At 65.4% G+C, this 11,409-nt stretch carries 11 protein-coding genes; 3 read left to right on the forward strand and 8 right to left on the reverse strand.

Annotated features, from left to right (window positions below; all coding sequences use genetic code 11):
• Positions 1-208: 208 nt before the first annotated feature.
• The 3 genes from AB0I04_RS54320 to AB0I04_RS54330 all read right to left on the reverse strand — a co-directional run bounded on the left by AB0I04_RS54320 (position 209) and on the right by AB0I04_RS54330 (position 4,464).
• Positions 209-3,217, reverse strand: a complete 3,009-nt coding sequence (locus tag AB0I04_RS54320) for a hypothetical protein (protein WP_360904648.1) — start codon at positions 3,215-3,217, stop codon at positions 209-211.
• 155 nt (positions 3,218-3,372) lie between these two features.
• The gene (locus tag AB0I04_RS54325) at positions 3,373-3,525 is read right to left on the reverse strand and encodes a hypothetical protein (RefSeq protein ID WP_360904651.1); all 153 of its coding nucleotides are present in this window, start codon (positions 3,523-3,525) and stop codon (positions 3,373-3,375) included.
• Positions 3,526-4,104: 579 nt separating this feature from the next.
• Complete coding sequence (locus AB0I04_RS54330) at positions 4,105-4,464, reverse strand: hypothetical protein (protein ID WP_360904654.1); 360 nt, start codon at positions 4,462-4,464, stop codon at positions 4,105-4,107.
• Between the two features lie 203 nt (positions 4,465-4,667).
• Here AB0I04_RS54330 and AB0I04_RS54335 point away from each other — a divergent pair, with 203 nt between their 5' ends.
• The gene (locus AB0I04_RS54335; protein ID WP_360904676.1) at positions 4,668-5,138 is read left to right on the forward strand and encodes an NUDIX hydrolase; all 471 of its coding nucleotides are present in this window, start codon (positions 4,668-4,670) and stop codon (positions 5,136-5,138) included.
• Here the strand turns inward: AB0I04_RS54335 and rdgB are convergent.
• The 5 genes from rdgB to AB0I04_RS54360 all read right to left on the reverse strand — a co-directional run bounded on the left by rdgB (position 5,131) and on the right by AB0I04_RS54360 (position 9,904).
• Positions 5,131-5,682 (reverse strand): RdgB/HAM1 family non-canonical purine NTP pyrophosphatase, encoded by a 552-nt coding sequence (rdgB, locus tag AB0I04_RS54340; protein ID WP_360904657.1) that lies wholly within the window; start codon positions 5,680-5,682, stop codon positions 5,131-5,133. The genes AB0I04_RS54335 and rdgB overlap by 8 nt on opposite strands.
• Positions 5,683-6,073: 391 nt before the next feature.
• Positions 6,074-7,168, reverse strand: coding sequence for an integrase core domain-containing protein (locus AB0I04_RS54345; RefSeq protein ID WP_360904660.1), 1,095 nt, complete (start codon positions 7,166-7,168; stop codon positions 6,074-6,076).
• A gap of 197 nt (positions 7,169-7,365) precedes the next feature.
• The gene (locus AB0I04_RS54350) at positions 7,366-7,983 is read right to left on the reverse strand and encodes an NAD(P)-binding domain-containing protein (RefSeq protein WP_360904663.1); all 618 of its coding nucleotides are present in this window, start codon (positions 7,981-7,983) and stop codon (positions 7,366-7,368) included.
• A complete protein-coding gene (locus tag AB0I04_RS54355; protein ID WP_360904666.1) occupies positions 7,892-8,941 on the reverse strand; it encodes an LLM class flavin-dependent oxidoreductase in 1,050 nt (349 codons plus the stop codon). Before AB0I04_RS54355 ends, AB0I04_RS54350 begins: the two co-directional genes overlap by 92 nt.
• A gap of 228 nt (positions 8,942-9,169) precedes the next feature.
• Positions 9,170-9,904, reverse strand: a complete 735-nt coding sequence (locus AB0I04_RS54360) for an SDR family oxidoreductase (RefSeq protein WP_217401125.1) — start codon at positions 9,902-9,904, stop codon at positions 9,170-9,172.
• A 262-nt stretch (positions 9,905-10,166) separates the two neighbouring features.
• Here AB0I04_RS54360 and AB0I04_RS54365 point away from each other — a divergent pair, with 262 nt between their 5' ends.
• Positions 10,167-10,622 (forward strand): MarR family winged helix-turn-helix transcriptional regulator, encoded by a 456-nt coding sequence (locus AB0I04_RS54365; protein WP_360904670.1) that lies wholly within the window; start codon positions 10,167-10,169, stop codon positions 10,620-10,622.
• 558 nt (positions 10,623-11,180) lie between these two features.
• On the forward strand, positions 11,181-11,409 hold a 229-nt coding region (locus AB0I04_RS54370), incomplete at its 3' end, for a hypothetical protein (protein WP_360904673.1).

Below are 11,409 nucleotides of genomic sequence, written 5' to 3' on the forward strand. Positions count from 1 at the left end.
AATGCGTCCAACCCCGACACCCACGACTCAACGTCGCTAACCGCCACCTCTGTCACAACAGAACCATAAACCCAGAAAGCTCACTGTAGTACTAGGGTTCAGGAGTCACATCATGCACCGCCTCTGCCGTTCGGGCTTGGGTCATGTCTGGTCTGCTGGTTCCGGCTGAGCTTGGATCGCTTTACGCTCTTGAGCGAAGAGAGTCCGGTCATCGCCAGTCCCCTTCGAGGATGAGTGCGTGCGCCGACCACGCCGGCACGCCGCGGTCGAGCGCGGCCCACACGGCCTGCCGGACTCCTTGGCCGAGACCTGCCTGTCCGGTCAGGAGACCTGCGCGGATCTCGGCGAGCATGGGGAGCACGTCGGCGGCCACGATGTCCCACTGCGGCGCAACGAATGCCCGTAGTCCGACCCGGCGCAGCACGTTGTAGATACCGAGGTGCTCGCCGAGGCCGACGATGTGGCTCCCACCCGTGCCACACGCCGCGGACAGGATCACCCGCGGCGCGCTCGGCAACTCAGCGTACTCACGCCACCCGAACCGGTGGCCCCGGCCACGCTCACTGGCCGCGGCGACCGAGTGCGCCAGCGGCAGCGCGCCGCCCGCCGCCAGCATCAACGCCACCTCGGTCTCCGACGCGCTGGTATACCCGTGGGTGAGCAGAGTGGCGAGGTCCACGCACGTCAGGAGATCCGTCACCGCGGCCCGATCGGCCGCGACGCCCTCGAGCACCAACGCCTCGTCGCCACATTCGGCGACATATCGAGCCATCGCACCGGTGATCTGCTCAGGGTCGCCCATCCGGGGCACGGCGACCACACCCTCCCACCAGCCGTCTCGCCGTGGCTCTCCGTCCACGGTGGATAGCAATGCCACCCAGCTGGGTTCGTACGAACATGTGACACGGTCGAACGCGGCCACGTGCCACGGCAGCCCCTGCCACCCGGCGAACGGGACAACGACCAGGTGATCGTCCGGTGCGAGATGCTCGTCGAGCACCGAATCCAGCCACACCCGGCAGGACTGCCACTCGTCTACGCCGAACGGGTCTCCGGTCCGTCCTGCCCGCCAGGTCGACAGCCGTGACCGTATGCGCCTCGCGACCCTGGACATGTCGACATCCGGCAGCGGAACCGTGGTGCTGGCAACGGAACCGGCGGCGTCGACCACGGTGACGAGCGCCCGGACCTCGGCGCCGTCGCTGACCCATTCGAGTACCCCGACCCGGCCATGATCGGGGGCGATCGCGGCCACCACGTCGTCCTCGAGCCCGTTCCGCCGCCACGCAGGCTCCTCGTCCCGGGGAGGCGTCGCCCGGCTGGCCTTGCCCCGGAGCAGTTCACCCACAAGCCGCAGATCCGCCGGTGTGGCGTCAGGTGCGCGGAACATCGTCTCGGTCACCAGGTCGACCTCACGAACCGTGTTGACACCCGCGAGCGCGCCCGTGCCGAGCCCACCGTCATAGCCGAGCGGCCCAAGGCAGCCGAGTTCCTTCTTGAGCAGGTCCCGAGCCAGATCCAGCATGTCCCTGGCGATGAGGTTCGCCGCCGAATACAGAAAGCCTTCGGTCCGGACGCCGAACCGGTCGAACATCACGGACACCAGACGGGCCCACGAACCCAACGCCTTGACCGGCAGGTACGTCTGGTCGTACAGCGCGGCCACGTAGAGCGCCTTGTTCGCCAGGCGCACATCCCGCTCCATGATCGCCTGCCTTAGCACGGCGTCCGTGCTGGCCCGTACTCGGTCCAGGAACTCGCAACGGTCCATGCCCGCGGTGAGCAACGCGATGGCAGCGACCAGGTCCCGGTTGGCGTCGGCCGGCTGCTCGTCGTTCAGCACGAACTCGACGAGGTCAGCGCTCAGTTTCTCGCCGGCGAGCGCCTGACACCACAGGGTCTGCGCCGCGAACAGGCCGACCGGCCAGGCTGCCGGATTCCGCTGACCCCCGGTGTACGCGGCGTACCCGTGTTCGGCGGCCTCGCTGTACCGGCCGAACCGCATCAGGGTTGCCAGGAGCGATTCGTGCAGCGACGGTTGCGGGTCGTCGACCTCGGCCAGCAGGGTCTCCAACTGTGCGAGTGCCGCCGCCGGGGAACCCATCTCCCGAACCAGCCGTGCCCGCGCGATACCCAACACCTGCTTGTTGCTCGGCTCGTTCAGAACCTCCGGCGGCGCGGCGTCGAGCACGGCCAGCGCCTCAGGTTGGCGGCCAAGTGCCCGCAGCGCCTCGGTGCGCAACTCGAGTAGCGTGCCTCGCTCGATGGCCGTCAGCCGATCCACCTCCAGAGCGCCGATCGCCGCGATCACCCGTGCCGGCATGCGCATCTCGAAGAGTTGCCACAAATACCAGAGGGATGTGTCGGTCGCCTCATCCGGAACCGCCGCGCGCATCGCGTCGACGACCCGCTCGAGGTCGTTGACACGGCGTGCCTCGACCAAGGGCCGCGTCCACGCTCGGCAGAGAGGGATCAAGTCGCGTGTCATGGGCAGGTGCTCGAGAATCCGGTCGGCAATCTCGTCGATCGGCAACTGGGCCGACATGCTCGCGTAGATCGACGCCAGTTGGTCGCCGAAACCGACCTCGTCGAACACCTCGTTGAGGCATTTCGACAACACTACGAGGTTGTCCTCTGTCAGGTTGCCGTTCCCGAACTCCGTCAAGGCGTCGTTCACCGTCGCCGTACCAGCGGCGTGTGCACTGCCGGGCGGCACCGTCTTGCGCAGCCGCTCTACCGACACCGCCAGGTCGGGCACCTGGCTGACACCGGCGCCACCCGCGATCCGCAGTCGCAGATCCCACCACAGCCAGATGACGGCCCACCGGTTCGCACGCGGATTCGGCTGGCCGACCCTGGCATAGATGCTCGCCCGCAGCGCCTCCCGGCGATACGTGTCCATCATCCGCGCCTCGTAGCTCGCCGGGTGCGGTAGGTCGTCCAGGCCCGGGAGATGGCGGAGCGGATCGCCGAGGAATGTCGTCCGGTCCACATGTTCTCGCAGGTCCTCCTCGAACGAGCCGATGCCGCAGCCGTTCGTCCAGTCGACCAGCGTCGACGTCCAGATAGCCGACTGCCGGGATTCGAAGACGAATTCGGCGTGTTCGTGCTGAGTGCCGAAGAATCCGATCGCGGGTATCCGGCCGGACAGCGAAATCCCGACCGCCGCCATCACCCACGCGGTGCACTTCCGCCAGTTCGAGTGCAGATAGTGCACGTCTCCGGTGCCGTCCGAGCCGCCGGTGACCAGGGGCAGAAAGACCCTAATTCTCTGGTCCAGCAGCTCCAGGACAACAGGTCGGAGTTCGTCGGAACTTCCAACATACTCGCTGGATTTCTCGGTGTCCTGGAAGACGATGGTGGCCCGAACGTTCAGCCGGCAGCCCGCGTCGCGCCGCGCCGCGCATAGTCCAGTTCACCCGTCAGCAACTCGACAATGCCCGAGACGTCCAGATCCGTGACGATTTGTGGTTCGCCGAGTCCGTCGAGAACCGGTGCCGGAGCCCCGCAGGAGCAACTCGCCATGCCCGCATTATGCAAGGGAGCGGCGTTCTTTGAGGAGAACTCGCCGAACTTCCGCCACGGCTGGCCATTCTCATCTCCTTCGGCGCGGGCTGGGGCGTGGTCAGGACATCACGTGGGTTCCACACGGTCAGCAACAGTGGCCTCGCCATTCAGCAGTGCGGATCCACCGCGCATGCGAGATCGCAGGCACCACAGCCGACGCGTACTCGTTGGAGTGCAGAGCGAGGTACGAGTAAACGTTTACTCGTACGTCCCTGTGCACTGGAAGCCGTACGCCGACACGGTGATCCGTCACGACAGCTCGTTGAGGGCAACGGCGGAGCTGATCACGACACAGGCAAAACTCTCGAGGCCGTTCCGTCCTGCTGACGACGCGGCTCAGAACCGCCGCATCCGATCATCAGGATAGTGTCACCCGGGCGGTGTCGGCGGTGTTGAAGATGGTGGGCGTCGCCGATGGTCACGCAGCAGCTGAGTAGAGCCGCTGCCGTGAAGCTGATGTCGTCGGGGATGGCGACGAGCCTGGCGACCTCGACGAGCATGAGTCTGCGAGGGCGGAGACGCCCAGACTCTGCTCGATCAGCCGTCGGCGTCGCTGCTGATCTGGGCGCTGAGCCTGATCAAGACTTCGCTGATGCGGCGGGCCTCGTCGGGGGTGAGATCAACAGCACCGGAATCGACGTTCAAGCTGATCTGTGTGGGCCCGGGTGCGGCGTCCAGCGGACACACCCAGGCTTTCAGCCACATCTCGACGACGATGGACATGCCCTTAAATAGGTCGGCGATGTCCGCGGTCTCGATTCGGATCGTCCTGCTGGCGTGGTGGAATCCGTCGTCTGCGTCGATCACGCCTCCGGGCGCGAAATGGTCCCCGGTGCACCAGGATGGGCAGGGCCGCAATTCGAAGGATTGGCCGTCGCGAGTCGTAACAATATCCATGGTAACACCTTCCTATGAAGCAGATCGCGTTGTCCCCACAAACGCATCGACTGGCCAGCTCTGGTGATCCGGTGGGTAGGTGGTCGGTTCCCAGGACTGTGGGACAAGGCCCGGCATAGAGTCGGCGGCCGTGGCGGACAACTAGGTCGATCCGGTCGTCTACTTCCAGCGAATGCCCGTCCTGAGCGCGGCGGGGTCTGTTCATCACCGACGCAGCCGACCGGGTGCTGCTGGTAAAACCGTATCGGGATCACTGGACCATCCCCGGAGGAGTGGTCGGGCACAACGAGCCACCTGACCGTGCCTGGGAGGCCCGCGAGGAACTCAGCTTGGCGTTGCCCAGTGAACGGCCGCTCGTGATGTCCTGGCTCGCCGCACACGATCCCATCCCTCACCCGATGATCGGATTCATCTTCGACGGCGGCCACATCAACGACCCGGCGAGCATCCATATCGACGCCGATGAGTTGGAAGACTTCGCATTCTTCCCCCTCCCCGAAGCGACCCGCCGCTTGCACCACGCCGCCGCCTACACGCTGCCGATCGCCGCCCAGGCTCGGGCGACGGGCGTGCCCCGCTACCTGTCGTACATGGCCGCACCTGGCCCGGTGCTCAAAGCTGCCGATACGGCGTCCTTCGGGCAGGGCTGTTCGGGCTACGGACCGATCAGTTGAAGACGTTCAGGGCTTTTCGTAGCTCGTCGACAGCTAGTCGGCGATGCGAGACCGCGTTCTTCTCCTCACTTGACATCTCGGCGTAGGTTCTATGGTGGCCATCGGGGATGAAGATGGGGTCGTAGCCGAAGCCGTTGGTGCCGCGTAGCTCGGTGGTCAGGGTTCCATTCAGGGTGCCGGTGACGACCTGAACGCCCGTCTCGTCCGCGTATCCGATCGCTGTCGTTGCGGTGGCGCGGCGGTTGGTCACGCCTGCGGCCATCTTGAGGATTCCCTGCGGGCCTACGGAGGCAATGAACCAGGCCACCAGTGCGCCAGGTAGGCCGTTCCACTCCTGAAGCGTTAGGCCGGTGTCGTCCACCAGCACCGGGGCCCGCAGCGTGGAGTAGGCGTCCTGCGCTTTTTGCTCTACGACCTTCACTACGTCGAGTTCCTGGATCTCGATCAGGTCCTGTTTTACCGCCGTGACCTTGATGCCGAGGAGGCCCTCGTATTCGCGTGCTTTGCCCTGGTTTCCGGTGATAAGCGAGATGTGGTCCAGCATGTGTGCCGCCTTTCGTCCGGGCTCAGATTAGTGTGCACCACTTGATCAGTTGGCCGAGAGCTTCACCGATCCATGTTGGCCGCCATGTCCGCCTGGTACGACGTGGCTTCCGTGACGCTGTCGAAGTCGCTCTGGGCTGTCTTGATCAGGCGGCCGAACTGGGCGTCGAAGCGGTCCTCGGCATCCGCGCCCCGTTCCTGGTATCAGCCGAGGAGATCATCCGCAAGATCGCCGAATTGCGGCGCCGCGCGTCCGACGCAGGGCGCGGATCGATCCCTGTGACCGTCTACGCCGTGCCCGGCGATCGTGACATCGTCGCCCGGCTGGCGGATGCGGGCGTGGACCGGGTGCTGTTCGACCTTGCGAGTGCCGATTATTACGTCCGTACAGGTCATGCGGCATGTTGGTACTCATGGAGGATGCCGCCGAGTCGGTCTCGTCGGAAGATGGCGAGCTGTTGGAGTTGGTTTGATTCGGTGAGCGGCTCGGGTGCTGGCCGTAGTGGCGCGCCGCTCAACCTGCGGTGGGGGCGGTGGGTGTTGTAGAAGTCTTCGAACTCCCGCAGTGCGTGGAGCAGGTGCTGCTGGTTCCAGATCAAGGTGCGGTCGAGGAGCTCGCGCCGGCAGGTCTGTACCCACCGCTCCATAAGCGCGTTCATCCGCGGCATCCGCACACCGGTGAGCACAACGTTGATTCCGGCGTCGGCGAAGATGGCATCGAACAGGTCGGGGAATTTCCCGTCCCGGTCCCGGATCAGGTACCGCGCCCGGCACTGGGCGTCCTGTAGGTCCATGACCAGGTTCCGGGCGGCTTGGGTCGCCCACGAGGCGGTCGGATGCGCGGTGGCGCCCAGGACGTGGATCCGCCGCGAGTAGTGTTCGATCACCGCCAGGACGTACATGCGCGTTCCACGAACCGTGACCGTTTCGAAGAAATCACACGCCAGCAGGGCGTCTGCTTGGGAGCGAAGGAAGGCGGCCCACGTGCTGGAAGCGCGTTCGGGCGCGGGGTCGATGCCGGCGTCCTTGAGGATCTCCCACACGGTCGAGGCGGCGACCTTCACCCCGAGGGTGAGCAGTTCACCGTGCACGCGGCGATATCCCCACCCGGGGTTCTCCCGGACCAGACGCAGCACCAGGATGCGGATGGAACGCACCGTCGGCGGCCGGCCCGGCCGCTTGGGCCTGGACCAGGCGGCGTGCCGCTTGTTGATCAGATCACGGTGCCAGCGCACCACCGTTTCCGGGCGTACCAGCAGTCGCATCCGGCGTAGCGTCTTCGGTCTCAGCCGGTGCAGCAGCGCCGCTAACAAGGCCCGGTCCGGCGCAGTGAACCGGACCTTCCTCTCGCCCAGTTGGCGTTCCAGGACCACGATCTGATGCCGCAGGACCAAGATCTCGGCGTCCTTCTCATGATCGCTCGCCGGAAGAAGCCGCAGGACGGCGAACGTGTTCGCCACCGTCAGGTAGGCCAGTCGCAACAGCACAGCCGGTCATCATGCCGTGGCGACCGCTTCGCCGTGACCTATCCCCTGCGGTAGCAGCACGACAACTCCCCCCGGGGCACCCGTACACGACCCTGACCTGCCCGGATGACATGCCGTTCCAGGCACACGGCTTGTTATGTGGCCTCTCTGGGTCTGGGTGGCAGGACAAGTCGCCGGCCCAGACCCAGAGGAGATCTTCAGTGGACTTCGGCGCCTAGGGCGAGGTCGAAGCCGGCGCCGTTTCGCGCCAGCCCCATCAGCAGGATGCCGGTCCATTCAAGGACCGAGGCCATCTGGAGTCCGCCCGCGTCGAGGGGCCGCAAGTCGATGCTCTGCAGAAACGCGGCGACTTGTGCCTTCGCCTCGGTGCTATCGCCTGCGAGGAACGCGTCGAGCGGTTTGCCTTGAGCGAGGACGTGGCCGAAGATCGTATTCAGCGCTTTCACGACGGATGTGTCCTCGGGAGCGGCAGCGGCGATCTCCTGGGCCGCCGAGTTGCCTGGGGTAGTCACGAGTCCGCTGGCGTCGGCGTTGAACGGGTTGGAGATGTCAACGAGTATCTTGCCGGCGAGTGACTCACCGTAGTTCGCGACCGCGGAAACCGTGTCGGTGTATGGGATAGCCACGATGACGATGTCACCGAGCGGTGTTGCGCCGAATGTTGCGCCGGTGGCTCCGTTGCCGATCTGGTCAGCGAGTGCCTGAGCCTTGGCGGTGTTGCGGCTAATTACCTCGATGGTGTGACCGTGCTGGGCCGCTCGGGTGCCGATGGCGGTGGCCATGTTGCCCGAGCCGATGATGCTGATGGTGGTCATGGTGCGTGTTCCTCCGTCGTGTCTGGGTCGGTCGGCTGAGATGGTTTGGTCGCCGTGATGGGTTGCACCAAGAGCGTTGGCCGCAGGTGCGACTACCCCGCGCGTTATTTACGCCCGCGGGCGACGTGATCGCGTACGGCAGGGATCGTTTCGGCGGCGAAGCGTTGAAGTAGTCCGGGTCGTCGCTGGCCAGGATGAAGATGCTGACGCCGTCCTCGAGGGTCATCTGGGCTAGTGCTTCCGCGGTCTGCTGGCCCGGGAAGATGTTGAGCAGACGGGTGATGTCGCGGGGGTCGCGGCCTGCGGCTCGTGCGGCGTCGTCGATGATGGCGTTTCCTTTGGGCAGGCCGCCAGGTTCCATGCCGGGCAGCGACGGCAGCCAGCCGTCGGCCTTGCGTCCGACCAAGTCCTGCATCTTCGGCTTGTGGGCGCCGAGCCAGATCGGGGTGCTGTGTGCGGGGGCGGGGCCGCGCTCGGCGCCGCGGACCTTGTAGAACTCGCCCTCGACATTGAGGGTCCCGGGCCCGTCGGCGTCCCAGATCCCGCGGATCACGTCGATTGCCCCGCCCAGGGCCGTCACGCCCTGCATTGGGGTGAGCCGCCGTCCGCCGATTGCTTGCACGGCGTCCCAGAAGAAGCCAGCGCCGAGCCCGAGGCTCGTTCGTCCACCGGAGAGCAGGTCGAGGCTGGCTGTCGCGCGGGCGAGCACGGCGGGGGGCTGGCGCAGCGGCAGGTTCAGCACGTTGCCGGACAGACCGATGCGCTCGGTCCGCGCGGCCACCCAGCTCAGCAGAGTCCAGGTGTCGAGGAAGTCGGCCTCGTAGGGCTGATCCTGGAAGGTGACGAAGTCGAAACCGAGCCGCTCACTGAGCTGCGCCAATTCGACTGGACGGTGCGCTGGGGAGTTGGCGGGCGAGATGAACGTGGCGAAACGCAGAGGATGACCGTAGTCAGGCATCGGTGTCTCCTTCAGTCATTCGTGTGCGGCCAGCCACGACCAAACGTCGTCGCCGACCTGGGTTCGGCGTGCCCGGGGTGACGGTGCCGGGTGAGGCACGGCATTTGAACTCGAGGTTGTTCCCGGCTGGGTCGCGGATGAAGACCGCGTAATAGTCCGGCCCATACTCTGACCACAGCCGTGGCTCGCGGAGGACCTCGATGCCGAGCGCAGCGGCGAACTCGGGCGTTAGATCTGGCTGAACCCGCCGTCGACGACCAGGTTCGCGCCGGTGACGAAGCTGGCGTCCGCCGAGGCGAAAAACAGCGCAGCGGACGCAATCTCCTCGCTGGCCCCGAGCCGTCCTAGCGGTATGGCGGAGGTGATCTGCTCCCGAAATTCGGGGCCGACGGTGCTGAAGAGCGCGGTGTCGATCGAGCCGGGACTGACGACGTTGACCCGGATGCCGCGGTCCTTCAGCTCGGCGGCCCAGGTGCGCGCGAGTGAGCGAACGGCCGCCTTGCTCGCCGAGTACACCCCGGCACCGGGGATGCCCTTGGTCGCGCTGGTCGTGCCGTTCAGGATGATCGACGCGCCGTCGCTCATCAACGGCAGCAGGTACTGAACGGTGAACACAGTGCCTCGGAAGTTGACACCCACGAGCGCGTCGAACGTATCCGGGGTGATGCTGCCCAGCGGGTCGGACACCGAGGCGAGGCCAGCGCTGGCGAACAGGACGTCGACTCGCCCTTGCTGCTCCCGCACGGTCTCGGCCAAGCGGGCCAGGTCGTGCAGACTTCCCGAGTCCGCCTGCACGCCCGTGACGTTGTGGCCGATGGCGGCGACCGCCTCGTCCAGTCTGGCCTTGTCTCGTCCGGTGATGAACACGTGGGCGCCTTCGGCGACGAACAACTTGGCCGTCGCCAACGCCATCCCGGACGTCGCTCCAGTGATCACTGCGACCTTGCCATCCAGTTTGGGCATGGTGACCGTTGCCTTTCTGTCGGCCGCACGGCCGATCGGTGTGCGAGGCCACCGTCTTCGAGGCATCCGCGTTGAGGGCGGATGACCTTCGTGAGACAAAGCGGACCTCGGAGGTACGTAACGCCGGCGGGTTGACGCCGGTCCTGGCAGAACTCTGCGAACGAGGCTGATCTCCCCTTCCGCAATTACGTACCCATCGTAGCAGATGCGTGCGCGCGCATCTAGATGGCAGGGCATCCAGTCTTGAGGTATGCTGCTTGGTGTGAAGGCACCCGTGTCACAGCCGCAGATCATTTCCCCGGACCAGGTCAAGGGCTGGTTTGCCCTACTGCTTACTCACGCCACGGTCACCGGGCGGATCGACGCTGTGCTGACGGAACAGCACAAGATCTCCTTCAGCTCCGTCGAGATCCTGTGCTGGCTCCTGGAAACCGAGCCTCAGTCGGTCCGAGCCCTGGCCGGCAAACTTGTCAGCGTCAGCCCTACCAGAGCATCACGGCTGGTCCAGGACCTCATCGACGCCGGACACCTCCAGCGCAACGCCGACCAAGGCGACGGACGGGTATCGCTCATCAGCTTCACCAAGAGCGGACGGCACTTCGCCGAGACAATCAGGCGAACGTTCGAAGGATCAGTGAAGAAATATTTCATCGATCCCCTCGATGACGATGACATCGCCGCCATCACCCGGATATGGGCCAAGCTCGAAAAGCAGTAGGCGGCAGCTGAGGAACTGCGACTTGACCTGATCGCTGTACGTCTCCCGGTAAACGCAAGGTCGGCAGGGCGCGAGCCTCCGCCAAAGGAGCAAGACGCTCGAACATATGCAGCCGCCATCGCCACCCAGCGTCCGCCAGTATCGCCACCGATTTCCTTCACGATTGTCTCGCTGCGTGACCATCCCATGGCCAGCGCACCAGCGCCATGTTTGCTCGCCGTTTGCTCGAACGTCGCGATACCGCCCGTCATCCCCTGGCATTACCCGACATCGAAACCGGCGAAGTCGCGGATGAATCGGCCTAGCCTGACACTGAACATACCGATCTGGCACCAGGGCCGTGGACTTTTATTTTAATCCATAGGTTCTGGGTTCGAGTCCCAGGCGCCCTACCACTCACCTGGCCGCTGCGGTTTCTCGATGTTGACGGATCTTGGATTGATCGTTTCGGGGGCGTGGGTGCTCCCTGGGTGCTCTTTGGTCGTGATCTTGTCGAACGTCGCCATCGCAGCGTGCTCTCGGTGGCGTGGCGTCCGTTCCCCACATCGGCTCGGTGCGTTGGTGACCGGCATGTCCGCCGGAAGGGAAGATCACCAGGCGCGGACCGCCGACTGGGTGCGGGCTGCGGCCCGCACCCAGCAGATCGTCGGCAAGCGGAGCAAGCAGCAGGCGGTCTACGCCAACGCCAGGGCCTGTCGGGTGCGGATACTCGATTTCAGTTGCGACCTGGCCTTTTCTGTCTGTCTACGCCGCGCGTCTATACTCGTTGATCAAGCCGCCGAGGACT

The organism is Actinoallomurus sp. NPDC050550 (genome assembly GCF_040655075.1).
Classification (GTDB): Bacteria; Actinomycetota; Actinomycetes; order Streptosporangiales; family Streptosporangiaceae; genus Actinoallomurus.